The organism is Foetidibacter luteolus (genome assembly GCF_009650435.1).
Lineage (GTDB): Bacteria > Bacteroidota > Bacteroidia > Chitinophagales > Chitinophagaceae > Foetidibacter > Foetidibacter luteolus.
In genome coordinates this window covers 102,685-127,811 of the sequence record NZ_VVIP01000065.1, presented here as the reverse complement: position 1 = coordinate 127,811, position 25,127 = coordinate 102,685, and the positions used below count along the sequence as shown (strand labels likewise).

Below are 25,127 nucleotides of genomic sequence, written 5' to 3'. Positions count from 1 at the left end.
CAATCATTGGCCATTACCTATAGCCTATTCTTACATAGAAAAATACTAAGCTGGGCTATAAGAACCGCCAGGGTTAATAACTCAACTTTTTAACCACTTTCTGCCAAATGAAGCTGAAGTGTTGAAGCAACCATATTCACCATTCACCATTGACCATTCACTACATGAGCTATACACACATACAACAGGCGGCCTACGAAGCCAATATGCAGCTACCTAAGCTTGGCCTGGTATTATTCACATTTGGAAATGTAAGCGCTGCCGACAGGGGCCTTGGCGTATTTGCCATTAAGCCCAGCGGTGTGCCTTACGATGAATTGTCGCCGGATAAGATGGTGATTGTTGACTTTGACGGTAATACGGTACAGGGAAGCCTTAGGCCTTCATCTGATACCAAAACCCATGCTGTTTTGTACAAGTATTGGGAAGGTATTGGCGGCATTGTGCATAGCCATTCCACCTACGCAACCGCCTGGGCGCAGTCGCAAAGGGATATACCTATTTTCGGCACCACACATGCCGACCATAATACGGTTGATATACCCTGTGCCCCGCCTATGAGCGATGAAATGATTAAAGGGAATTATGAATATGAAACCGGTTTCCAGATAATGAACTGCTTTAATGAGCGTAAGCTGGATTACAGGGAAGTGGAGATGGTGCTGGTGGGCAATCATGCGCCATTTACCTGGGGCAAAACACCGGAAAAAGCAGTGTATAACAGCGCCGTGCTGGAATCGGTAGCGCAGATGGCCTACTTAACAGAACAGATAAATGGTAATGCGCCACGCTTAAAAGATGCATTGATAAAGAAGCATTATGAGCGTAAGCATGGGCCGGATAGCTATTATGGGCAGTAGGGGGGAGTGGTGAATGGTGAGTAGTGAGTGGTGAGTAGTGAGTGGTGAGTGGTGAGTGGTGAGTGGTGAGTAGGGGGAGCATTCCACTCTTTATTCAACATTCCTTGTTCCTTGTTCGGTAATTGTTTCGCAAGCGAACATGAGTAATCTTGAAACGCAAGTTGGCTTTCCTTATTCAACATTCCTTGTTCCTTGTTCGATATTCTCTACCCGGGTCTGAAAAGCTGCCCAATGAGCCGGACGATGAACGGATTGCGACGCAACAGGCGATGCCATGAAACTATGTAGCTGGTATCATAATAATTACGGGGGGCGTAGTAAATAGTGAGTTAGAGAAGTACATTTTAAATGAACTATTCGCCATTACCCATTCACTAAATCAGTTTAATTAAATAAATCAGAATAAAATCCCGGTCTTGGTATGAAACATATAATAACGTCCGCAGGAGCGGCGCTGGAAGTTTGGTTTGTAACGGGCAGCCAGCATTTGTACGGAGAGGAGACATTAAAACAGGTAGCGGAACATTCCAGGCAGATAGCCGCCTCTTTACACGAGGCAGCAGCTATACCCGTAAATGTGGTGTTTAAACCAACGGTAAAAACGCCGGATGAAATTTACCAGGTTTGTGTGGATGCCAATACAACCAAAAACTGCATAGGCGTTATCACCTGGATGCACACGTTTTCGCCTGCTAAAATGTGGATTGGCGGTTTGAAGGTTTTGCAGAAACCATTGTGCCATTTGCATACCCAGTTTAACAGGGATATACCCTGGGGCGATATTGACATGGATTTTATGAACCTGAACCAGAGCGCCCACGGCGACAGGGAATATGGTTTTATAATGAGCCGTATGCGCCTGCGCAGAAAAGTGGTGGTAGGCCACTGGCAGGATGAGCAGGTAGTGGCGGGCATTGCCTCGTGGGTACGGGCTGCGGCTGGCTGGAACGACTGGCAGGGCGCCCGGTTTGTACGCTTTGGCGATAACATGCGCCAGGTGGCTGTAACCGAAGGCGATAAGGTAGAAGCTGAACTGCAGTTTGGCTACTCCGTAAATACCCATGGCATTGGCGACCTGGTAAAAGTGATTAACGAGGTAACAGACGCTGACGTTGACAAGCTTTGCGCCAACTATGACGAACAATACAAACTGGTGGCCAGCCTTAAAAAAGGCGGCGATCAACATGAATCATTAAAAGATGCGGCAAGGATTGAGCTTGGCCTGCGCTACTTTCTGGAACAGGGTAACTTTAAAGGTTTTACCGATACGTTTGAAGACCTGCATGGCATGAAGCAACTGCCCGGCATTGCCACCCAACGGCTGATGGCCGATGGCTATGGCTTTGGCGGCGAGGGCGACTGGAAAACATCTGCCCTGGTACGTGCCATGAAAGTGATGGGCAGCGGCCTGCAGGGCGGCAACTCTTTTATGGAAGATTATACGTATCATTTTGAGCCGGGTAATAACCTGGTGCTGGGCTCGCACATGCTGGAGATATGCCCATCCATAGCGGATGGCAAACCTTCCTGCGAAATACACCCGCTGGGCATTGGAGGCAAAGCGGACCCGGTAAGGCTGGTGTTTAATGTAGCGGCCGGCCCTGCCATTAACGCTTCAGTTATTGATATGGGCAACCGTTTTCGCCTGCTGGTAAACGAGGTAGAAGCTGTGGCGCCCCTGCATGATTTGCCCAGGTTGCCTGTGGCAAGGGTATTGTGGAAACCACTGCCCGATATGCAAACGGCCCTGGCTGCATGGATATTGGCAGGTGGCGCACACCATACCGGCTACAGCCAAAACCTTACGGCCGAACACCTGGAAGACTTCGCCGATATCGCTAAGATTGAGTTTGTGCTGATAGGCAAAAACACCAATCTTTATCAACTGAAGAATGAGTTGAGGTGGAGCGAAATAGCTTATAAATAAGAAGACTGGTAAATAGGGAGTGGGTAGAGGGATAGATTGTATCCTGTTCACCATTCACTATTCACCACTCACCACAGTTATCCCCATTAAAAAGTTATATAACCTTCTTGCTTATGAATAAGAATCTTGCCTTTGCAGATTACGCGGTTTTTATCTTCTACTTTATTATTGTAGCGGGCTATGGGTACATTATCTACCACAAGCGAAAAAGGAATGAGCATGATGCCAAAGCCTTCTTTTTAGCCGAAGGAACCCTTACCTGGTGGGCTATAGGCGCTTCCTTAATCGCCTCGAATATTTCCGCTGAACAGTTTATAGGTATGAGTGGTGAAGGCTTTTTCCTGGGGGTTGCCGTTGCCGCTTACGAATGGATAGCCGCCATTGCACTGATTATTGTGGCCGTATGGTTTATACCGGTGTATCTCAAGAATAAGATATATACCATGCCACAATTCTTAAAAACCAGGTATAACGAAACTGTGGCATTAATCATGGCGGTATTCTGGTTGTTCCTTTATGTGTTTGTAAACCTTACTTCCATTTTATACCTGGGTGCGGTAGCCATCAATGGTATTTCGGGTGGCGAATATTTGCATGTTATCATGGTGGGGCTGGCAGTTTTTGCACTCTTTATATCGCTGGGCGGTATGAAAGTGGTGGCTTATACCGATGTTATACAGGTAGCTGTTTTAATAATCGGTGGTTTAATAACTACTTATATCGCACTTACCGTTGTAAGTGAAAAATTTGGTTTGGGTACCAATGCAATCGCAGGTTTTAAAGCCCTCATGCAAAATGCGCCTGAGCATTTCAAGGTAATTATCCCCAAGCCCAATGCGGCTTCCACACAAAACGATATTGACAAATACATCACTTTCCCTGGCCTGGCATCTTACCTGGCCGGTATATGGATCATCAATTTAAATTACTGGGGTTGCAACCAGTATATTACACAAAGGGCGCTGGGAGCAGATTTGCACACGGCACGTACGGGCATCCTGTTCGCCGGTTTGCTAAAGCTGCTTATGCCGCTGATTGTAATGCTGCCGGGTATAGCCGCTTTTGTGTTGTACACACATGGAGATTTGCCACAATTAATCGGCGGTAAAGACGGGGCTTATTCAGCCGTGCTTACATTTTTGCCCACTGGTCTCAAAGGGCTTTCTGTAGCGGCTTTAACGGCAGCCATTGTTGCATCGCTGGCGGGTAAAGTAAACAGTATCTCCACCATTTTTACGCTGGATATTTACAAAAAATATATTGGCAAAGAAGCTACCGAAAAGAAACAGGTTATTACCGGGCGTATAACAGTAATCGTATCGCTGATAGTAGCGGTTATTTTTACCTGGAGCGACATATTAGGCATCGGTGGCAAAGGTGGGTTTACGTTTATACAGCAGTACACCGGTTACATAAGTCCTGGTATATTGGCCATGTTCCTGTTAGGTATGTTCTGGAAAAGAACAACCGGTGCAGCGGCTGTAGCGGGTGTTATTACAGGGTTTGTGCTTTCCGTTTTGTTCAATGAGTTTGCACCACAGCTTTTCGGTAACGAAACATTCCTGTATACTGCTTATCATACCCTTAAAGATGGTAAGGATGTGTATGTTATACCTTTCCATATATGCATGGGGCTGTCCTTTATGTTTACTGTACTATTAATGGTGGTTATAAGCCTTGGCGGGCCAAAAATTAATCCAAAAGCGTTCGAGCTGGATAAATCCATGTTTAAAGTAGCGCCCTCTACCATGGCCTTAATCGTCCTTACATTATTGCTTATTTCGGCATTGTACGTTAAATTCTGGTAGTGTAGTCCTGAGTTTGGCTTTTTGGTGGCAGGCGCCCGGGTTACTATGGCATCGTCCACTGCTTTTTCTTTGTATGTGAGGCAAATTACTTGTAAATTGTACATTTATAGAGATTGCTTTTGCGCCATAACAAAACGTACCCGGAATAAAACAATTAAACATTTCAAATCCGGTTAAGTAAATGATAGAGAGCAGGCAATCCCAACTTAAGGTATCACTAATATCGGACGACATGAAAAGGTACACGCATCAGACCAGGTTTCTTTTCGCGGTGGATTGCATCATATTTGGTTTTGACGGGCAGGAATTAAAATTGCTGGTAATTCAAAGGGGTTTTGAACCGTTTAAAGGGCAGTGGAGCCTGGTGGGTGGTTTTGTGCAGGAAGAAGAAAGTGCGGAGGAAGCCGCCCAGCGTGTATTGAAAAAACTTACCGGCCTTGATGGAGTATACATGGATCAATTGCATGCCTTTACTGAAAAAGACCGCGATACTGTAGAGCGCACCGTTTCCATCGCCTATTCAGCTTTAATAGACATTCAAAAATACAAGCAACAGTTAAGTGATGATTATCACCCTGTTTGGTTTCCCATCAACCACCTGCCAGATCTCATCTTCGACCATAGCAGGATGGTAGAACTTGCCAAGGAAAAGCTGCGCTACAAAGCGGCCCTGCACCCCTTGCTTTTTGAATTATTGCCTGTAAAGTTTACCATTCCGCAGTTGCAAAGCCTGTACGAAAGCGTATATGATGTGGTGTTTGATAAAGGTAACTTCAGCAGGAAAGTATTATCAACCGGGCTGCTGGTAAAACAAAAAGACAAAGACAAGCTTAACTCAAAAAAAGGGGCATTTTATTTTAAGCTGGATGCCAAAAAGTACAATGCCAATTTTAATGCCTTCCTCAATTTTGTACCAAAGCCAGATGCTTTAAAGAGCGTTAAACAATAGAATACCCTGGGTAGCATAAGTGCTACCCGGCATGGAAAAACTTTTTAATTAATAATTGTTTTTATGACAATTAAAGAGTACTTTTATAGCCTTCAAAGCAGGGGTACGGGCAACCGTTAAAAGATTGCGCCTGGAAGAAACGCTGCAGCCATGTGAACAGAGATTGCATAACAATTCCACGGCCCCCGGGCTTTAAGTAATTGCCATTAAAAAGTCCTTGCCTTACGGGCAAAGGGTTCTTAAACGGAATATTATCTTTTATAACTATCAGCTATGCAAAAATTTGCCTTTTCTCTTTTGTTGCTCTGCAGCGTTAACTGCTTCAGCCAGAATGTAGCATCATTCAATGCGGCTCCCGCCAAACCGGTTAAGATAAGCAGGCATATTTACGGCCATTTTGCCGAACACCTGGGGCGCTGTATTTATGGTGGCTTTTACGTAGGCGATACCTCCAAAGTGCCTAATACCAATGGTGTGCGCAACGATGTGGTGGATGCGTTGAAAAAATTGAAAGTACCCAACCTGCGCTGGCCGGGTGGTTGCTTTGCCGATACTTACCACTGGAAAGATGGTATTGGGCCAAAAGACAAAAGGCCGGCAATCGTTAACAGCTGGTGGGGCGGCGTTACCGAAGATAACAGCTTTGGAACGCACGACTTTTTAAATATGTGTGAGCTGATTGGCACCGAACCGTACCTGGCCGGTAATGTGGGCAGCGGTACCGTGCAGGAGCTTGCCGACTGGGTGCAGTACGTAAATTTTGATGGTAAAAGCCCTATGAGCGACCTGCGCCGCAACAATGGCCGCGAAAAATCCTGGGGCGTGAAGTTCTGGGGTGTGGGCAATGAAGCATGGGGCTGTGGCGGCAATATGCGGCCCGAATACTATGCTGATGTGTACCGCAAGTACAGCACCTTCATGAGCGACTGGACAAATGGCAACCTGATGCGTATAGCTTCTGGCGCCAGCTCTGACGATTATAAATGGACTGAAACACTAATGAAAAATATCCCGCTTGGCTTGCTGGGTGGTGTAGCCCTGCACCACTACACAGTTATTGACTGGAGCAAAAAAGGCCCTTCGGTTGATTTTCTGGAGGATCATTATGTAAAATCCATGAAGGCCGCGTTGCAGATGGATTCCTTGATTATTAAGCATTCAGCCATCATGGACAAATACGACCCCAAAAACAGGGTTGCTCTTGTTGTTGATGAATGGGGCGGCTGGTACGATGTAGAGCCCGGCACAAACCCCGGTTTTCTTTTCCAGCAAAACACCATGAGGGATGCGATGATTGCCGGTGTTACACTTAATATCTTTAACAACCATGCCAATCGTGTGCGCATGGCCAACCTTGCACAGGCTATTAATGTATTGCAGGCTGTAATACTTACAGACGGTCCGCAAATGATTTTAACGCCCACTTACCATGTTATGGAAATGTACAATGTGCACCAGGACGCTACCCTGTTACCGCTGAAGCTGAAAACTAATAATTATGTATCCGAAGGCATCAAACTGCCGGCTGTGTCCGCTTCTGCTTCAAAAGATTCAACCGGTACAGTGCATGTGTCACTGGTAAATATTGATTTGCATAAAGAGCAGAAGATTGAAGTAAACCTTACGGGTGCAAACTTTACTTCCGCTTCAGGCAGGATCATCAGTTCCCCAAAAATTAATGATTACAACAGTTTCGATAATCCTTCCAAAGTACAACCGGCGGCATTTGATGGCGCCTCCGTTAAAGGCAATTCGTTGTCTGTTACACTGCCGCCCTTTTCAGTTGTGGTACTTACGCTGAAATAGTTCGTCAACAATTTTAGGCCTGAAATTATTTGTATACGCATACAGGTATTACAGCGTCTGTGTTCTTACATTATTTTGGGGGTGCCCCCAAGCTGCGCAAGGGGTCGGGCTTTCCGCTATTACTCCGGCACAACGCCCGGCTGCGAAGGCTTCACCGGGGTAACCGCTTCAATCCCTCACCCGGTGGTGTAACCTGTTACTTTTTTCGCAGGCATGCCACTGTTTAAAAATACTGGCCTGATGCACAGGAATGTGCGTTTCAAACTGAACCAATAGGCAGCAGCAATTAGATTGATTGACCTTACATATCTCTAACAATGAAGAAAAGCACACTTGTTACTTATGCTTTTGCAGCGGGTTTGTTTTGTTCGTCCGCTATGGCGCAGAAAGTATTAACGGTTAAAGCCAATGAGCCCAAAGCAGGTATACAGCCTACCATGTGGGGTGTATTTTTTGAAGACATCAATTTTGGCGCTGACGGTGGCCTTTACGCGGAGATGATAAAGAACCGTTCTTTTGAATTCGCGAAACCATTAATGGGCTGGACGGTACAGCACAAAAAATTTAAAGAAGGCGTAGTGCTGGTGCTTAACCGCAAAGAAGAGAATTCTGCCAATCCCCGGTTTATAAGGGTTACGGCTGATAAAGTTGCTAAAGGCGATCTGGGGCTTACCAATGCCGGCTTCAGGGGTATGGGTATAAAGAAAGGATTGCGTTATGATTTTTCCGTTATGTACCGCCAGCAATCCGCAGGGCTGCAGTTGCATGTGGAGTTGGTTGACTCAACAGGCAAAAACCTGGGGGGCGCTACCCTTTCTCCTGCTGAAGCTGGTAATGGCTGGCACAAGCAGCAGGTAAGTTTTACAGCTAACGAAACAGCACCCAATGGCAAGTTGAATATATGGTTTGAAGGCAATGGTGTTATAGACCTGGATATGATTTCCCTTTTTCCCGGCGATACGTGGAAAAACAGACCCGGGGGCATGCGTGCTGATATGGTACAAATGCTGGCCGATATGAAGCCGGGTTTTGTACGTTTTCCCGGCGGCTGTATTGTAGAGGGCTCTGAATTAGCAACCCGCTATCAATGGAAAAAAACCATTGGCCCGCTGGAAGAACGCCAGTTGATTATTAACCGCTGGAATTATGAATACGCTAACCGCCCCTTCCCGGATTATTTTCAGTCTTTCGGGCTGGGCTTCTTTGAATATTTTCAGCTTTGTGAGGATATAGGAGCTGAGCCGGTTCCGATATTGAACTGCGGGATGGCCTGCCAGTTTAACAGCAGTGAAGTGGCGCAACTCAGCGAACTGGACCCCTATGTGCAGGATGCACTGGACCTGGTAGAATTCGCCAATGGCCCCGTAACCAGCAAATGGGGTAAAGTACGTGCCGATATGGGCCACCCTGCTCCGTTTAACCTTAAAATGATGGGCATTGGCAATGAAAACTGGGGGCCTCAATACATTGAACGTTTACAGGTTTTCACCAAAGCCATTAAGGCTAAATATCCTGACGTTAAAATTGTAAACAGCTCCGGCACTGACCCTGATTCGGAGAGGTACCATTACCTGGATGATGAACTGCGTAAAATGAACGCTGATATTATTGATGAGCATTACTACCGGCCGCCATCCTGGTTTTTGAGCAACGCTAAACGTTACGATACTTTTCCCCGCAACAATGTAAAGGTATTTGCCGGCGAGTATGCTGCGCATGTTGACTGGAGCATCAGGGGCGAAAAAAGGAACAACCTGCAGGGCGCCATTGCTGAAGCTGCTTATATGACTGGCCTGGAGCGCAATGCCGATGTGGTTACCATGGCCTCTTATGCGCCCTTATTCGCCCATATTGATGCCTGGCAATGGACACCGGACCTTATCTGGACCAGCAACCTGAACATATACGGCTCCCCGAGTTACTATGTACAGAAATTATACTCTCTTAACAAGGGCACCCATACAGTACCCATTACATTAAATAATGAAGTGGTTGCGGGGCAGGATAGCCTTTACGCTTCAGCAGCCATTGATAAAAACAGCAATGAGTTGATTGTAAAAATTGTAAATGCGTCAGACAAAGCACAAACCAATACCCTTCAGTTGGACGGCATTAAAAAGCTGGCTAAACAGGCTTCGCTTATCGTATTAAGCGGTGCTGAACTGACCGCATCCAATTCTTTTGCAGAACCCTTGAGTGTAGCCCCTAAAGAATCTGTTATTGACTTAAAGGGAAAGAAGGTAGAGATTGCATCCGCCCCCTATTCATTTACCGTTGTAAGGGTGAAAATGATGTAGTGAGCAGGGGCTGATAAGTGTGAATCAATGTTGTTTTAGTTTAGGATGTCAGCCTGAATTCCGGTACTTTGGAATCGAAGGCGGATGTATGAAAAGCAAAGGGAATAAAAAAGTTTCTATACGCTTAACGTAACATTGGTTTCTAAACTAAGCAACATTGAATACGCAATGCCCAGCCACGATGTAGCCAAAATACAGTCTTTTACATATCAGCAGACCGGTAACCTGCAACTTGTAAATCTGCAGCCGTCTTTCGGGTGAGGGATTGAAGAGGCTACCCCGATGAGGCCATCGTGGTTGGGCCTTGTGCCGGAGTAGTAGCACAAGCGGGGAAAAGCAACTGAATGTTGCTTTGACGAAGGTTGCGAACGCAGTTCTGCCCGACCCTTGCGCTGCTTAGGGGCACCCCCTGAAAAATGTCAGATGTATGATGGGGTATGTACGATGTAAACAAGAACCTTTATTTATCAGACATTAGATGACTTTATGTCTCCATGCCTTACTGACTTTATCTCTCCACACCCTTACCACTTGCTCTAAAGACTTCATACCTTCCTTACTTTTCTTTGCCATATCCATAATTTCTGTATTTTCAGCCGCCGCAAAGGCATAACCTCCAATTATAAACGAAAATCTGCTGTACATGAACCAAGCCTCCGTACAAAAGGGCCATCCCAAAGGTTTGTATATACTGTTCGCGACTGAAATGTGGGAACGGTTTAACTATTATGGCATGAGGGCCATACTGATATTGTTTATGACCAAGGCCCTGCTGTTCGATACTGTTTTCGCCTCTAACCTCTACGGCAGTTATATCAGCCTTATCTATCTTTCGGGCCTGGTGGGCGGGTACGTGGCAGACCGTTACTGGGGCTGCCAGCGGTCTATAATTGCGGGTGGTATTGTAATGGCCATATCGGAGTTTATTTTATTTTTCTGCGGTTCCCTGTACCAAACTGCGCCGGATGTTTCTGCTTTGCTGTTTTATACCGGCCTGGGGCTAATGATTACTGGCAATGGTTTTTTTAAGCCCAATATATCTTCCATGGTAGGCCATTTGTACCCGGCCCACGATAACAGGAAAGATGCGGCATACACCATTTTTTACATGGGCATAAATACCGGCGGTGCATTGGGGCCGCTTGTTTGCGGCCTGGTGGGCGATACCGGTAACCCGGCTGACTTTAAATGGGCTTTCCTGGCAGCGGGCATAGGTATGATTATCAGCGTAATTGTGCAGGTGGTGTTTCACAAAAAATACGTGGTAAACCCGGAAAATAAAGTGCTGGGTATGATACCGGATAACAGCCCCAAACAGGCGCTGTCGCCGGCGGTAACCATTGGCGGGCTGCTGGCCCTTTCTGTTGTTACCATCGGCCTGTTTTACATTGATGCCAAAGTATTCAGCTACCTGTTTTACCTGTTGCTGGCCTGTTTTGTAATTATTCCTGCCATTATTTATACAGACAAATCTTTAACCGGCCCCGAAAAAAGTAAAGTGGCTGTAATTATCATCGTTTGCTTTTTCGTTATTTTCTTCTGGAGCGCCTTTGAACAAACAGGCGCTTCGTTAACCCTGTTTGCCGATAAACAAACAGACAGGAAGCTGGATTTAAAAGTGCCTGTCTGGTTAATCACTGCACTGTCTGCGGCGCTGGTTTACTATACCATTACGCTATATAAAAAAACCGCTAAAGGCCTTGCATCCGCCTACCATAACCAGCTAAGGGGTACTGTATATTTCCTGCTTTTTTTGCTGGCAGCCTCTCTTGCAGGTGCTAATATTTACTTATATGCCACCGGTAAAAGCCAGGTATTGCTGTATGAAGTGCCTACAAGCTGGTTTCAATCACTCAACTCTACTTTTATTATTTTGTTTGCTCCCTTCTTTGCCTGGTTTTGGCTGCAGTTAAAAAAGCATGAGCCATCTTCTCCCACCAAAATGGCTATTGGCTTGTTAGTGGTTGGCCTGGGGTATTTATGGATAGCCTGGGGCGTAAGCAGCGGGTCATCGGGCGGCAAAGCAAGTATGATGTGGCTGGTTATTCTGTACGCCTTACATACCTGTGGCGAGTTATGCCTGTCGCCCATCGGGCTTTCACTGGTCAATAAGTTGTCTCCCATAAAATTCGCTTCGCTGTTAATGGCGGTGTGGTTTACTGCCAATGCTTTTGGCAATAAAGTAGCAGGCTCTCTCAGCGCTCTTTACCCCGATGGCAGAACCACCAACTTTTTGGGCTATCAAATGGCAAACCTGTACGACTTCTTTATGCTGTTTGTATTCATGTGCGGCATAGCGGCGCTGATATTGTTCTTACTTACAAAAAAGTTGCAGCGCATGATGGTGTAAGGCGCTAAGTTCGGTCACTGTGTTTCCTGATAACGGTAAATCGTATAACTCACATAATTACATTGTACATAACACATCAAACATCTTACATTTTCTTTACATCGTACATCCCACATCGTACATCTAACATATTTAAGTGCTTCATACTTCTTGCTTCGTACTTGGGGGTGCCCCCAAGCTGCGCAAGGGGTCGGGCTTTCCGCTATTACTCCGGCACAAAGCCCGGCTGCCCAGGCCTCACCGGGGTAACCGCTGCAATCCCTCACCCTTAGGTGAAACAGGCTGTTTTATTTGCAGGCTGGTTGTATGTTTAAATGCAAAGAGATGCGATGGATCGCATCTCTTTGCCTCATGGTTGTTTAGAAGTTTACTTCTTACAAAATCACTGTCATTAATTATTCCCGTAGGCTTTATCAAGAAAAATATAGCGGGCTTCGTTAGCAGCCTTTACTGCTTTGGATTGTGTGTCTATTACCATTATATAGGGGCTGGCATCACCTTTTGCCGCGGCAGGCCACTCAGCCAGGTTTTTGCCATTGGGGTTGCCTGTTTTAGTAAAGTTGGCAAAGTAATCCTGCATGGTGGCTGAAACTTTGTAGTCCTCATCCGTCCAGGCGTAATCTTTAACAAGGTACAGGTTGCCCATGCAATATTCTATTTCACAGGCGTGCGGTGCACCTACCGGCTCAGGCATTTTAATAGCGTTGGCTTCCTTTTTTACAGTGCCCCCTGCAAGACCGGGTGCCAGGCTGTTATCCGCAAGTGGTGGCCTTAGTTTAGAGTAGAGATAACGATACACAGGCTGGCTGCTGTGCTGCCGCTGAAGGTCGAACCACTTCCAGGTGCTGTAAGCAATAAACCTGTCTGATGCAAGCGCCGTTGCGGATAATTCAATTTCTTTAGCATTGCTGTGGGGGTAAAGTTTAAACACTTCTTCAAAATCTTTGGGATAAGCTTCCTTAACCTTTTTGGTATATGCTTCTTCTGAATAGGGCCCCTGTGTAAACGCCATGCCCGGTATTTCTGCCGAGTTCCAACCCAACAGCAATGGCACCTGCGCCTGTTCACCAGCCTTAAAAGTTTCGGGGATGGTTTTGGTGTAGAAATAACCATCTATTACTGCAGGAAAGCCAAAGCGTTTAGAAGCAGTATAATACTCATATATCTCCTGGGTGGTCATCGTCCTAAGCTGTGCCAGGGTGGATGCATTGATTTTTGTAGCAAAATCAAGCCCCTCTTTCTCTGCCTGTGCCAGCGGTACAGGTGAAAGCGTAGGGTTTATACCTGCGCCGCTTTCGCCAATGGCGCCAGCAATAAGCCCTTTGGACAATGGGGAAGCCATTTGGGCACTAACCGAGATGGAGCCTGCGGATTCCCCGGCAATGGTTACTTTTTTCGGGTCGCCTCCAAATGCTGCAATATTTTTTTGCACCCATATAAGGGCTGCATGCTGGTCTAACAGGCCGTAGTTGCCCGAACCTTTGTAAGAAGCTTCTTTACTAAGTTCAGGATGCGCAAAAAAGCCAAAAATATTAAGCCGGTAGTTAACGGTAACTACCACGATATCTTTTTTTGCCATGCTGGCGCCATCATAGCGTGGTTCGGATGCGTCGCCTGCTACAAAGCCGCCGCCATAAAAGTATACCAGCACCGGAAGATTTTTAGCGTCGTGCCGTGCAGGCGCCCATACATTCAGGTACAGGCAATCTTCGCTAAGGCCTGCGGAGCGGGAACTCATGTCGCCAAACACAATGCTTTGTATAGGGCGTGGGGCAAATTTTTTTGTAGCTAATACACCTGTCCAGTTGTCTGCCGGCTGCGGGGCTTTCCATCTTAAATCGCCAACAGGTGGTTTGGCGAAAGGTATACCAAAGAACAGGCGCAGGTTTTGTTTGGTATCGTAGTTGCCTTCAATAATGCCGTTTTCAATTTTTACCTGTACGGGAAAATTATAGTCAGTTTGGGCTATGGCTATCAGGCCGGCGCATAGTCCGCAGAGTAGCATGGCAATCTTTTTCATGTGCAGTGGTGTTTATTGTCTCAAAGTGAGACAATAATAAAACTTTTTTTTAAATCCTGCTTTTTTATTTTTGAAACAGAAAACAACAGGCATGGCTACAACAAAAAAGAATGTGGCGGAAGATACCAGTGGGGATGGGTACCTTACGCATATTGCTTACGACTCGGTAGTATTTGGTTTTAGCGGGGAGAAGCTTAAGATATTGCTGATGGAATACCATAACACTGGCTTTTTTGCACTGCCGGGCGGTTTTGTGATGCAGGAAGAAAATTTAAACGATGCGGTACGCCGTGGTTTAAAGGAGCGTACCGGGCTTGACAATATTTACCTGGAACAATGTTATGTATTTGGAGATGTAAGCCGGTTTAAACCGGAAGTGATGAAAACCATTCTGTATGCCAATGGCCATAATGTACCGGATAACCACTGGCTGCTGGGCAGGTTTATAACCATAGCCTATTATGCGCTTATTAATTATGAGCACGTTAAACCAACACCTGATGCCCTATCAGACTCCTGCACCTGGTACGATGTAGATGATCTGCCTGCGCTGATGCTTGACCACAAAGACATTGTTACCAAAGCATTACAAACCCTGCAGGCCAACCTTGACAGGAAGCTGGTGGGTATGAATCTTCTGCCGGCCCGCTTTACTATGAAGGCATTGCAGCAGGTATATGAAGCCATACTGGGAGAGCCGATACGCCGCACCACATTCCAGCGCAAAATGCTAAGCCTGGGCATATTAAAAAGGCATGGAAAACATTTTTCCGGCAGCGCCAACAAAGCGCCGTATTTGTATAGTTTTAAGAAGTAATGCTTGTTGTGTAAACTTTAGTTTTGCAAATAAGTTATGAAAACCTTATCACGTGAAATAACTTTGCGAATATTGGAGGCTTTAAAAGTAAGCCCTGATGTATTTTTAAATGGAGCCAGGCAGGAAAAAGTACATTAGTTCAACATCTCTCGCCCGAACTTACGAATAACAATCAGCCGGCAAGATATATTTCTTTTGACCGTCCAACTCAAATGGCGGCTGCCTCTACATGGCCAGAAACATTCCTTACTTCTTACGGGGGAGCTTAATAGTAGATGAAGTACGAGAGGCTACAAATAAAAAAGGTCACTCAAAATTGAGCAACCTTTTAAAAAATGCGTGATTTTACGCCATGTGCCCCAGGCGGGAGTTGAACCCGCACGGCCATTGCTGACCACAGGATTTTAAGTCCTGCGTGTCTACCAGTTCCACCACCAGGGCCTGTTCTTTTGCTTCGGGAACAACCGAAAAAAAATGCCGCTTACGCGGCATCTTTTTGAGCGGAAGACCGGGCTCGAACCGGCCACCCCGACCTTGGCAAGGTCGTGCTCTACCAAATGAGCTACTTCCGCATTATTTATAAGAACTTGTTGTTTTTATTTTGGGAGTGCAAAAATAGTAATCCGGCGCAAACCACAAAATTTTTACCCAAAAATTTATTTGTACTTGGGCGTGTACAAAGTGCTTTCCTGTATTTCAACGTCAGGCTTGCCTTTGTAGCGTTGCTGAAACAGGCGGTAACATGCGCCAAACAAAAAAGCTGCAATACAAAATACCTGTACATAAAAAAGAAAACGGGAAGAACTTACCCAGTCGTAACCGAAATCTTTTTCTTTCAGGTTGTCTGTTTCTTGTATTTCCTGTGTCATAGTTTCTGTTGTTGCGATTGCAAAAATAAGGGTATGAAATATATAATTACCGCTTCTTTCCAACAATTTCAGAAAACAAAGTCTTCTTTCCGGCAAAATAAGCCCATACCACAGAGTGCTGATGCACGCCGGTTAAGGCTTTCATGCCCATGCGTCTGTAGGGATATTTTTTCTTTCTGCGCAGCCACCACAGCACCAGGCTAACGTAAGCCTTCAGCACCGCGGTAAACGATTTAGGGTATCCTGTAAACAAATTTTTTAAAGCAAACAGTACATCCAGCAAAAAACGAAAAGGCAGTTTCCACAACCTTTCCTGTACCGTTAAGTTCTTACTCAGCATAACCAGGTTGTTGCGGAAATTAAGGTACACTTTACGCTCATTGCCTTTGGGCAAAGTGCCGCCACCCACATGATATACGGTAGATGCCGGACAACTCATAATCTTATAACCCAGCAGTTGCATGCGCCAGCAAAGGTCAATCTCTTCCATGTGGGCAAAAAACCAGCCGTCAAACCCGTTGCATGCATTAAAAACAGCAGGCCTTACAAACATGGCCGCCCCCGATGCCCAAAAAACTGCCTCCGGGTTGTTATACTGGCCCTTATCCGCCTCGCACACTTCAAAAATGCGGCCGCGGGAAAAAGGGTAACCCAGGTAATCAATCCAGCCGCCGGCGCCACCGGAATATTCAAATAACTCTTTCTGGTGGTAGCTCAACAGTTTTGGCTGGCAGGCGGCAATAAGCGGGTCAGTTTCCATCAGTGCAATTACCGGTTCTATCCATCCCGGCGTTACTTCCACGTCAGAATTTAGCAGTATAAAATAGTCCGCCTGCACCTGTTGTAAAGCCATGTTGTAACCGCCTGCAAAACCGTAATTGCGTGGCAGCAGTATGCGTTCAACTGTAGTAAATTCATTTTGCAGCAGTTCCAGCGAGCCATCGGTAGAAGCATTATCAGCCACAATAACCCGTTTGTTGCCGTAACCGCAATTAAGCACGGAAGGGAGAAACTGCCTCAGGTAATTAATTCCGTTATAATTTAAAATAACAATGGCTACAGATGGCTGGCTCAAAAAATTCATTTGGCCAAAAATAATGCAGCGGGGCAGAATTTAGCCGCATATAATTTTTTTGTGATTTTGTTGCAGGGCGTGCCCCCAAGCTATCGCAAGGGGTCGGGCAGAACTGCGTTCGCAACCTTCGTCAAAGCAACATTCAGTTGCTTTTCCTCGCTTGTGCTGCTACTCCGGCACAGAGGCCCTGCTGCGATGGCCTCACCGGGGTATCCGCTTCAATCCCTCACGCTAAAGACGGTTACCAGTTACCAGTTGCAGGTCACCGGTCTGTTGATGGGTAACTGGTTGAAGTTACTTTGAAGTGATGAAGCGCTGTTACCGAGGAGCGCCAGAGCAGCAAACATTGAACTTTGAACAAAAGAACATTGAACAACCAGAGCCCCATAGGGGCGACATGTTAGTAGATAAGAAAAAGACGATTTGCAAAGAGCGCCGTAGGTGCGATATGTTAAGCAGGGTTATGCGTAATGGTAAGAGGCTGCTTAACATGCCCCTCTACGAGGCTTTACAAACAGGCCGTGACTGAATGCCTGCTACTAACACATCGCTCCTGCGGAGCTTTGCGATTGGTGGCGGGAGATTAATTATAAGGTTACCCGAAAGTCAGGTACCGGTTGCTGGTTACAAGTCACCGGTCTGTTGATTGTTGAGCCACATTCAATATTCAAAACTCCTTGTTCCTTGTTCGCTATTTCTCCCGTCCCCTTGGTGCGTGTCTTCACGCACCAACACTACCCGGGCTGAAAAGATGCCCAATGAACCAAACGACGAAAGGATTGCGACGCAACGAAGTCCCCACAAGGTTATGTCGCTGGTATCAAAAAAAGCCTTTCTGAAAAAATTTTTATCATCCATAGGGGTTTGGTATTTCATACCTGTCATACCAATACATAAGACGAAAGATTTACCTTGACGACTGTTACAGAAACCGGCACAATGAAACAAGGCGATGTGTACGCTGCTGACCTGTCATCTATGCGTGATGAGCAGGTATTTGAACAGGTTTTTAAAACCAATTTTAAAAACCTGCATGCCTATGCATGCACCATACTGAAAAATGAAGCTGCCGCGGAGGAAATGGTACAACAGGTGTTTTATAAGATATGGGAGAAAAAGGACGAATTAACCATCCATGTATCAGTAAAGGCTTATTTGTACCGCTCTGTGCATAACCTGTGCCTTAACCAGCTTACGCACCAGCAGGTAAAAGCCAGCCATCAATCTTATACCATGCAGCAGGCAAAACATTATGAAGAAGACAGCGCCTCGGCACGAGTGCGGCAAGCTGAGCTGGAGAGTAACATACGCAAAGCGCTGAATGAATTGCCGGAGCAGTGCAGGACCATCTTCCAGATGAGCCGTTTTGAAGATTTGAAATACCATGAAATAGCCAAAGCGCTGGGTATTTCAATTAAAACGGTAGAAAACCAGATGGGCAAGGCCCTGAAGCTGATGCGGCTTAAGCTGGTGGAATTTTTACCATTATTGATAATACTGTTTCGCTTATAGCACATGAGAGAGCATATACACGATATGAATGATGACCTGCTGGTTAAGTACTTGCTGGAGGAGGCATCTGCCGATGAACAAAGCCTGGTTAAAAGCTGGCTGGCAGAGGGTGGAGATAACCCCAAATATTTTGAACAGTTGCGCCGTATATGGCAGGAAAGCCTTAAGCTGGCCGCGGAAAGCAAAGTAGATGAAAATGAAGCCTGGCAAAGGTTTAAGGCTGGCCTTAGGCAAACTGCAGAAGAAATACCTGTTGTACCAATGCGGCCTGAAAAACTGGGCTGGCTGCGTGTGGCTGCTGCGGTTTTTGTAGTTATCATGGCAGGCATGGCCGCCTATTTTTACCTGGGTAAAGGCGATGCCGGCCAACCTGTTTTGGTGCAGTCATTTAACCGTGTTATTAACGATACCCTGCCGGATGGTTCGGTGGTAACGCTTAATAAAAATTCTTCGCTGGCGTATAACAGTAAACTAACGGGCGATACCAGGTCTGTTACGTTGCAGGGGGAAGCATTTTTTAATGTAACCCCGGATAAAAGCAAACCTTTTGTGATTGCCGTAAACAACGTTACCGTTACTGTAGTAGGCACATCTTTTAACGTAAAAAGCAATAGCAGCAATACTGAAGTGATTGTGGAAACCGGTATAGTGGAAGTAGCAAAGCAACAAAAAGCGGTAAGGCTTAAGCCAAAGGAAAAGGTGGTGGTGCCTAATGTTGCGGAAGAACTGGTAAAGCAAAAGAGCACGGATGAATTGTATAATTATTATCGTACAGGCATGTTTACATGCGATGATACCCCGTTGCCCAGGGTTGTTGAAGTATTAAACGAAGTATTTGGCAGCCGTGTAGTAATAGACAGTGAAAGATTGAAAAAAGAAAGGTTAAACACAACCCTGCCTTATAACCTGGAAGAGGCGTTAAAGCTGATAGCAGAAACTTTAAAGGCACGGATAGAGAAGCAGGGAAATCATATTCTGATAAAATAAGGAGGAGTAATTGCTTTTCATCCTTTTTGATTGCCGGACAAATAATGCAACATATATACACCCTCAAACTACAGTTACCTTAGCGCCCTTTGTAAGGCAAATACTCTATGCGGTTAACAACGTTTGAAAAGTTCAAAAATATTATTGCCACCATAACGGAGGACAACAGCAGGCTGTTGATAAAAGCAGCGGTAACCGGACTATGCCTTTTATTAACATACAACCGCAGTTTTGCCCAAAACAAATTAAACCTGCTTGTTACAGTCAGGGAAGAAAATAAAGCGGTAAAAGAGATATTGCAGTCTGTTTCTGCCCAGGGTAAATTTTACTTTTCTTATAGCAGCCATATCTTAAAAGGCGATAGCGTGGTGAGCATTAACCTGTCAGCCAAAACGGTTAGGGAAGTGCTGGATAACTTGCTTGGCCAGGGCTATCAATATAAAGAAACCGGCAACTACATCATTATACAGCGGGGGCAGGTAAATAACTATTATACCATTAGCGGCTATGTAGTTGATAAACGAACCGGAGAAAAAATAGGTGATGCCAGTGTGTATGAAAAAAGCCAGCTTATATCCACGTTTACAAACGAAGATGGTTTTTTCAGGTTAAGGTTAAGAGACAGGCACCCTGCTTTTGCGCTTAGTGTAAGTAAAGTGGCGTATGCAGATACTTCTGTAACTATCCAGCCCGGCTACGATCAGCAGCTATCCGTAGCCATAACCCCCACCAATACAGAGTTGGCGCCGGTATTGGTTTCCACAAAGGTAGAACGCACCTGGCTGGGCAGGCTTTTTGTGCCATTGCGGCAAAAAAGGCAAAGCCTTAATATCGGCAGGTTTTTCGCGGATAAACCCTTCCAGGTATCGCTGGTGCCTGGGCTGGCATCGCATGGGTTAAATACGCAGGTTATTAATAAACTTTCCATCAACATATTGGGCGGCTATGCGGCTGGCGCTAACGGCCTTGAAATAGCAGGCATATTTAACATAGATAAGGGTAGGGTAAACGGTGTACAAATGGGTGGCGTATTTAATATTGTGGGTGGCAAGGTTGGTGGTGTGCAATTGGCCGGCATTCATAACAATGTCTTTGATTCTTTAAGCGGGGTGCAGTTGTCTGGCTTTAGCAACCTTGTAAAAGGTGCTGTAAAAGGTGTGCAGTTAAGTGGCAGTTACAATGTGATATGGGGCAGTTTAAATGGTGTACAGGGTACAAGTACGGTTAACCTGGTTAAAGATAAAGCAAGCGGCGTGCAACTGGCCGGCATTGGCAATATTAGCCGCGATGAGATGCGTGGTGTACAGATTGCAGGCTTGTTCAATTACACAAAGCACTCCAAAGGGGTGCAGATTGCGCTGATCAACATAGCAGATACCTCTTCCGGTTACAGTATCGGGTTGATAAACATTGTAAAAAAAGGGTATCAAAAGCTTTCTGTATATGCCAATGAGGTTACCAATTTTAACCTCGCTTACAAATCCGGCAACAGAAAATTGTATAGCATATTGTTAGCGGGCATGAATATTTCTGCCGGTAACAAAGCCTATACCTTTGGCTATGGTATCGGCAATGAGTCAATCATCAGCCCCCGTATCAGCATTACAACAGAGCTTACCAGCCAAAACCTGCATTTGGGCGACTGGAATACCCTGCCTGACCTATACCGTGTGCAGCCGGCGCTGAATATTAGAATAAGCAAAAAGGCTGCATTCTTTGGGGGGCCGACTTTTTCCATCTTTCATTCAACGCAAAAGCATACAGTGGCGGGATACAAAGCGGCCCCCGCAGTAGGTTATCCCGGCTTTAACATTGGTGCAGATGCACGTGGCTGGTTTGGCTGGCATGCCGGCATTAATTTTTTCTGATACCAGCTACATAGCCCTGTGGCATCTTCGTTGCAAATATGATTTTGTTATTAAATGGTCTTTCAGTGAAAGAGCATTTAATAATCAATCACTTCATCGTCCCGTTTTTCATGGCAACTTTTCAGCCCTTGTAGTATTGCATTATCTCTTCAATCTGATATTATAAAATAATTTAAAAAAGTACGCGGCGGATAGGGGTAAACATTCCGTGCATTGTCTATTGTAAAAACTAATTATGAGCAAGAGCTTAAAGAATACCCATATCAAGCGCCACACGCTGCTTTATTCATCGGCTTTGGCAGCCCGCATTAAATACGCTGCGATGCTGGTTATTGTACATGTATGGCATGCAACAATCATAGGGATAAAATCAATCAATAAATGGTAATGCGCCTGCAAGCCTGCATGCAAAACTACCTGGTGGGAACAGCCGCCCAAAGAACAAAAAGATGAAAGGATTGCGACGCAACGATGATGCCATGAAATAATGTCGCCGGTACCAAAAAATAAAAAAATCAGATCATGTGTAAAAGAGAATTAATCAAACGCTATTCAATTAATCAAGCTATAAAACCGCTGGCAAAATTTAGCATATTGCTTTTAGCCTGCTGTTTTAATCTTGCCAGTATGGCGCAGGACACCAAAAAGAGCAATGTGCATATTGGCTTTATCTATCCTATCAGCAGCAATGGCTCCAAAGCCGGAGAGTATACCAACAAGTTTTCCTTACACGCTATAGCAGGGCTTTCAAAAAACGAAACCGGCGTAGCGCTTGCAGGTTTTTCCAATATAATTAAAGACAGTGCCAAAGGTTTTCAGGCAGCAGGTTTTAGTAACCATATACGCAATGCTTCCCGCGGGGTGCAACTGGCTGGTTTCTTTAACCATGTTAAGAACAATGTGCAGGGTTTCCAGGGGGCAGGCTATCTTAACATCAGCGGCAGTGCAACAGGCGTACAATCAGCGGGGTTTGCCAACATCGTTAAAGGCAATGCCGGCAGTTTGCAGATTGCAGGTTTTTTGAATAAATCGGCAAATGTAAACACACAAATTGTCGGCTTTTTAAACATTGCCAAAAAAGTGAGGGGAGTGCAGGTGTCGGGTTTTATGAATATTGCAGACAGCAGCGAGTATCCTATCGGTATCATTAATATCATCAAAAACGGCGAACAAACTATCAGCATAAGTGTTGATGAAACCTTAACCACATTGGTGTCGTTCAGGTCGGGCAGTAAGAAAATGTATGGCATATTGGGCATAGGGTATAACCTTAACTACAGCAAACAACATTTGTATGCGTTGGAAATGGGTATTGGCGCACATTTCAGGTTTTCAAAACAATTGCGTATAAATACGGAGCTAACCGGCATGCACCTGGATGATTTTAAGGATGGCGATTACTTCAGAGGTTCATTGCGCATTATGCCCGCTGTTAAGATGGGTGCGATAGAGTTGTTTGCCGGGCCTACATTTAATTATGTAAACATTAGCGAAGGCAAAGCCAACAACCTTACCAAACACTACGTATGGGATAAAACAAGCGGCAACAATTTCTACGGCCTGTATTTCGGCTTTACAGGCGGCATACAGGTAAACCTTAAGGGAACAAAAAACACTTCTGCTAAATAACAATTACAAAACTATTATGAGCAACACGGTTAAAACATGGCTATTCTTTTTATTGCTGCTGGGCGTCACGGTGCAGCAGGCAACAGCGCAAACACGATATACAATCAGCGGCTCTGTACGTTCAAAAAAATCCGGAGAAAGCTTGATTGGTGCATCAATCACCGTGCAGGGTAAAGGTGCAGGCGTAACCAGTAACGATTATGGATTTTACTCTATTAGCCTGCCGGCAGGTAAGTACACTTTACTTGCTTCTGCGGTAGGCCTTGAACCGCAAACGATAGAACTGCAACTGGACAAAAACATTACGCTGAACATATTACTGGAAGAAGAGATTAAAGAACTGGAAGATGTAACGGTAACCTCATCTGCAAAAGGCAGAAGCCTTAGCAGCCCTCAAATGGGTGCTGAGCGGCTTACCATAAATGAAACAAAAACTATCCCTGTGTTGTTTGGCGAAAGAGATGTGCTTAAAACCATCCAGTTGCTGCCGGGCATTAAATCAGCAGGAGATGGTAACAGCGGCTTTTTTGTACGTGGCGGGGCCGCGGATCAAAACCTGATATTGCTGGATGAAGCACCCGTGTATAACGCATCACACCTGTTGGGTTTCTTTTCTACTTTCAACTCTGACGCTATTAAAGATGTAATGATATATAAAGGTGGTATGCCGGCACAATACGGTGGCAGGTTATCATCTGTACTTGACATAAAAATGAATGATGGCAATAACCAGGATTATGCGGTTAGTGGCGGCATAGGCGCTATATCAGCCAAGCTGAATGTAGAGGGCCCTATACAAAAAGATAAATCATCCTTCCTGGTATCTGGCAGAAGAACCTATGTGGATGCATTCTTAAAATTATCCAGCGATAGTACCATCAATAATAACTCTCTTTATTTCTACGATCTTAATGCCAAGCTAAATTACCAGTTAGGTAAAAAAGACAGGCTCTTTCTTTCCGGTTATTTCGGGCGTGACCAGTTGGGGGTAGGAGAGACCTTCAAACTTAACTGGGGCAATGCTACAGGTACCTTACGCTGGAACCATATTTTTAGTGATAAGTTGTTCTCTAATACTTCTCTTATATACAGCAATTACGATTATAAAATAACAATTAAGAGCGCTGCCAACGATTTTAAAGTTTTCTCGCAAATAAAGGACTGGAACCTTAAGCAGGAGTTTCAATGGTTCCTGAGTTCCCGTAACAATATCAGGTTTGGGGTAAACGCCATCCACCATACCATGCGGCCGGGTGAAATTTCTTCATCTGACAGTTCCAGCTTTAATGACAAAGCTTTACAGAAACGCTACTCGCTGGAGAATGCTGTTTATGCAGCCAACAACTGGAAACTCTCAGACAACTTCAACCTTTCTTATGGTGCAAGGTTATCAGCGTTCAGCATACTAGGTCAAGGAGATTTTTATACGCTTGATACCGACGGAAAAGTAATTGATACCACCAGTTACAAAAAAGGTGAAGTGGTTAAAACTTATGTAAATATAGAGCCACGTGTATCGGCCAGTTATACGCTTAATAATTCGTCTTCGGTAAAAGCTTCTTACGTTCGTAACGTGCAAAACCTTCACCTGATATCCAACTCCACAACTTCTACGCCTACGGATAAATGGATAGCCAGCACAAACATCATCAAACCTGAAATATCAGACCAGGTTTCTGTTGGCTATTATAAAAATTTGGCTGGCAACAAGTATGAGTTAACCGTAGAAGCTTATTACAAAACCATGCAGAACCAGATTGACTATCGCGATGGTGCTGATGTATTCAGCAACGATGTAATAGAATCCCAGTTGCTGTTTGGTAAGGGCAGGGCTTATGGTATTGAATGGCTCATGAAAAAGAAAGTGGGCAGGCTTTCCGGCTGGGTTAGCTATACCCTGTCAAAAACTGAGCGTAAGATCAATGGAATAAACAACAACGAATGGTATAACGCCCGTCAGGACAGAACCCACGATATCGCCATTGTTGCCACTTACCAGCTTAATAAAAAGTGGACGCTGTCTGCCAACTGGATATTCTATACCGGCGATGCCGTTAGTTTCCCCAGTGGTAAATACAGGCTTGATGACCGCATGGTTTATTATTATACCGAAAGAAACGGCTATCGCATGCCTAACTACCACCGGCTTGATCTTGGCGCGGTGTTACAGCTTAAAAAGAAAAAGAAATTTTCATCGGAGCTGGCTTTCAGCTTGTATAACGCTTACGGCAGAGAGAACGCCTATATCATAGAGTTTAGGAATAGCAAAGACAATCCTAACAAAACTGAAGCTGTACGCACAGCATTGTTCAAATTCATTCCATCGGTTTCTTACAACTTCAAATTCTAACTT

Annotated in this window: 17 protein-coding genes and 2 tRNA genes; 14 read left to right on the top strand and 5 right to left on the bottom strand. The window is 45.2% G+C overall.

Annotated features, from left to right (window positions below):
* Window positions 1-164 precede the first annotated feature (164 nt).
* The 7 genes from F0364_RS21765 to F0364_RS21735 all read left to right on the top strand — a co-directional run bounded on the left by F0364_RS21765 (window position 165) and on the right by F0364_RS21735 (window position 11,997).
* A complete protein-coding gene (locus F0364_RS21765) occupies window positions 165-860 on the top strand; it encodes an L-ribulose-5-phosphate 4-epimerase (protein ID WP_153799929.1) in 696 nt (231 codons plus the stop codon).
* Between the two features lie 421 nt (window positions 861-1,281).
* On the top strand, window positions 1,282-2,787 hold the full coding sequence (araA, locus tag F0364_RS21760; RefSeq protein ID WP_153799928.1) for an L-arabinose isomerase: 1,506 nt from the start codon (window positions 1,282-1,284) through the stop codon (window positions 2,785-2,787).
* A gap of 113 nt (window positions 2,788-2,900) precedes the next feature.
* On the top strand, window positions 2,901-4,595 hold the full coding sequence (locus F0364_RS21755) for a sodium:solute symporter family transporter (RefSeq protein WP_153799927.1): 1,695 nt from the start codon (window positions 2,901-2,903) through the stop codon (window positions 4,593-4,595).
* Window positions 4,596-4,827: 232 nt separating this feature from the next.
* Window positions 4,828-5,544 carry an NUDIX hydrolase gene (locus F0364_RS21750; protein WP_153799926.1) on the top strand — a complete coding sequence of 239 codons (717 nt, stop codon included), beginning with the start codon at window positions 4,828-4,830 and terminating at the stop codon, window positions 5,542-5,544.
* 273 nt (window positions 5,545-5,817) lie between these two features.
* Window positions 5,818-7,350, top strand: a complete 1,533-nt coding sequence (locus tag F0364_RS21745; RefSeq protein WP_153799925.1) for an alpha-N-arabinofuranosidase — start codon at window positions 5,818-5,820, stop codon at window positions 7,348-7,350.
* A gap of 317 nt (window positions 7,351-7,667) precedes the next feature.
* Entirely contained in the window at window positions 7,668-9,647 is a 1,980-nt protein-coding gene (locus tag F0364_RS21740; RefSeq protein WP_153799924.1) for an alpha-L-arabinofuranosidase family protein, read from the top strand.
* Window positions 9,648-10,290: 643 nt separating this feature from the next.
* Window positions 10,291-11,997 carry a peptide MFS transporter gene (locus F0364_RS21735; protein WP_153799923.1) on the top strand — a complete coding sequence of 569 codons (1,707 nt, stop codon included), beginning with the start codon at window positions 10,291-10,293 and terminating at the stop codon, window positions 11,995-11,997.
* Window positions 11,998-12,388: 391 nt separating this feature from the next.
* Here F0364_RS21735 and F0364_RS21730 read toward each other — a convergent pair whose 3' ends face one another.
* Window positions 12,389-14,017 (bottom strand): carboxylesterase/lipase family protein, encoded by a 1,629-nt coding sequence (locus tag F0364_RS21730; RefSeq protein ID WP_153799922.1) that lies wholly within the window; start codon window positions 14,015-14,017, stop codon window positions 12,389-12,391.
* Window positions 14,018-14,108: 91 nt separating this feature from the next.
* Here F0364_RS21730 and F0364_RS21725 point away from each other — a divergent pair, with 91 nt between their 5' ends.
* The gene (locus tag F0364_RS21725; protein WP_153799921.1) at window positions 14,109-14,834 is read left to right on the top strand and encodes an NUDIX hydrolase; all 726 of its coding nucleotides are present in this window, start codon (window positions 14,109-14,111) and stop codon (window positions 14,832-14,834) included.
* A gap of 355 nt (window positions 14,835-15,189) precedes the next feature.
* Here F0364_RS21725 and F0364_RS21720 read toward each other — a convergent pair.
* The 4 genes from F0364_RS21720 to F0364_RS21705 form a co-directional block, all read right to left on the bottom strand.
* Window positions 15,190-15,275: transfer RNA gene (locus F0364_RS21720), tRNA-Leu, on the bottom strand.
* Between the two features lie 58 nt (window positions 15,276-15,333).
* Window positions 15,334-15,406, bottom strand: a tRNA-Gly gene (locus F0364_RS21715).
* 84 nt (window positions 15,407-15,490) lie between these two features.
* Window positions 15,491-15,703, bottom strand: a complete 213-nt coding sequence (locus tag F0364_RS21710; RefSeq protein WP_153799920.1) for a hypothetical protein — start codon at window positions 15,701-15,703, stop codon at window positions 15,491-15,493.
* Between the two features lie 46 nt (window positions 15,704-15,749).
* The gene (locus F0364_RS21705; protein ID WP_153799919.1) at window positions 15,750-16,787 is read right to left on the bottom strand and encodes a glycosyltransferase family 2 protein; all 1,038 of its coding nucleotides are present in this window, start codon (window positions 16,785-16,787) and stop codon (window positions 15,750-15,752) included.
* A 930-nt stretch (window positions 16,788-17,717) separates the two neighbouring features.
* Between F0364_RS21705 and F0364_RS21700 the strand changes: the two genes are divergently transcribed.
* From F0364_RS21700 to F0364_RS21675, 6 genes are all read left to right on the top strand, one after another.
* Complete coding sequence (locus F0364_RS21700; RefSeq protein WP_153799918.1) at window positions 17,718-18,290, top strand: RNA polymerase sigma-70 factor; 573 nt, start codon at window positions 17,718-17,720, stop codon at window positions 18,288-18,290.
* Between the two features lie 3 nt (window positions 18,291-18,293).
* Window positions 18,294-19,277, top strand: coding sequence for a FecR domain-containing protein (locus tag F0364_RS21695; protein WP_153799917.1), 984 nt, complete (start codon window positions 18,294-18,296; stop codon window positions 19,275-19,277).
* 107 nt (window positions 19,278-19,384) lie between these two features.
* Entirely contained in the window at window positions 19,385-21,145 is a 1,761-nt protein-coding gene (locus F0364_RS21690; protein WP_153799916.1) for an STN and carboxypeptidase regulatory-like domain-containing protein, read from the top strand.
* A 235-nt stretch (window positions 21,146-21,380) separates the two neighbouring features.
* Window positions 21,381-21,533: a hypothetical protein gene (locus tag F0364_RS21685; protein WP_153799915.1), complete on the top strand. Its 153-nt coding sequence runs from the start codon at window positions 21,381-21,383 to the stop codon at window positions 21,531-21,533.
* Between the two features lie 239 nt (window positions 21,534-21,772).
* Window positions 21,773-22,774, top strand: a complete 1,002-nt coding sequence (locus tag F0364_RS21680) for a hypothetical protein (protein WP_153799914.1) — start codon at window positions 21,773-21,775, stop codon at window positions 22,772-22,774.
* Between the two features lie 16 nt (window positions 22,775-22,790).
* The gene (locus tag F0364_RS21675; protein WP_153799913.1) at window positions 22,791-25,124 is read left to right on the top strand and encodes a TonB-dependent receptor; all 2,334 of its coding nucleotides are present in this window, start codon (window positions 22,791-22,793) and stop codon (window positions 25,122-25,124) included.
* The last annotated feature ends 3 nt before the right edge of the window (window positions 25,125-25,127 follow it).

Bases quoted from the DNA above. Each gene is read 5' to 3' on its own strand.
- F0364_RS21765 (WP_153799929.1), top strand. From the start codon at position 165: ATGAGCTATACACACATACAACAGGCGGCCTACGAAGCCAATATGCAG.
- araA (WP_153799928.1), top strand. From the start codon at position 1,282: ATGAAACATATAATAACGTCCGCAGGAGCGGCGCTGGAAGTTTGGTTT.
- F0364_RS21755 (WP_153799927.1), top strand. From the start codon at position 2,901: ATGAATAAGAATCTTGCCTTTGCAGATTACGCGGTTTTTATCTTCTAC.
- F0364_RS21750 (WP_153799926.1), top strand. From the start codon at position 4,828: ATGAAAAGGTACACGCATCAGACCAGGTTTCTTTTCGCGGTGGATTGC.
- F0364_RS21745 (WP_153799925.1), top strand. From the start codon at position 5,818: ATGCAAAAATTTGCCTTTTCTCTTTTGTTGCTCTGCAGCGTTAACTGC.
- F0364_RS21740 (WP_153799924.1), top strand. From the start codon at position 7,668: ATGAAGAAAAGCACACTTGTTACTTATGCTTTTGCAGCGGGTTTGTTT.
- F0364_RS21735 (WP_153799923.1), top strand. From the start codon at position 10,291: ATGAACCAAGCCTCCGTACAAAAGGGCCATCCCAAAGGTTTGTATATA.
- F0364_RS21730 (WP_153799922.1), bottom strand. From the start codon at position 14,017: ATGAAAAAGATTGCCATGCTACTCTGCGGACTATGCGCCGGCCTGATA.
- F0364_RS21725 (WP_153799921.1), top strand. From the start codon at position 14,109: ATGGCTACAACAAAAAAGAATGTGGCGGAAGATACCAGTGGGGATGGG.
- F0364_RS21710 (WP_153799920.1), bottom strand. From the start codon at position 15,703: ATGACACAGGAAATACAAGAAACAGACAACCTGAAAGAAAAAGATTTC.
- F0364_RS21705 (WP_153799919.1), bottom strand. From the start codon at position 16,787: ATGAATTTTTTGAGCCAGCCATCTGTAGCCATTGTTATTTTAAATTAT.
- F0364_RS21700 (WP_153799918.1), top strand. From the start codon at position 17,718: ATGAAACAAGGCGATGTGTACGCTGCTGACCTGTCATCTATGCGTGAT.
- F0364_RS21695 (WP_153799917.1), top strand. From the start codon at position 18,294: ATGAGAGAGCATATACACGATATGAATGATGACCTGCTGGTTAAGTAC.
- F0364_RS21690 (WP_153799916.1), top strand. From the start codon at position 19,385: ATGCGGTTAACAACGTTTGAAAAGTTCAAAAATATTATTGCCACCATA.
- F0364_RS21685 (WP_153799915.1), top strand. From the start codon at position 21,381: ATGAGCAAGAGCTTAAAGAATACCCATATCAAGCGCCACACGCTGCTT.
- F0364_RS21680 (WP_153799914.1), top strand. From the start codon at position 21,773: ATGGCGCAGGACACCAAAAAGAGCAATGTGCATATTGGCTTTATCTAT.
- F0364_RS21675 (WP_153799913.1), top strand. From the start codon at position 22,791: ATGAGCAACACGGTTAAAACATGGCTATTCTTTTTATTGCTGCTGGGC.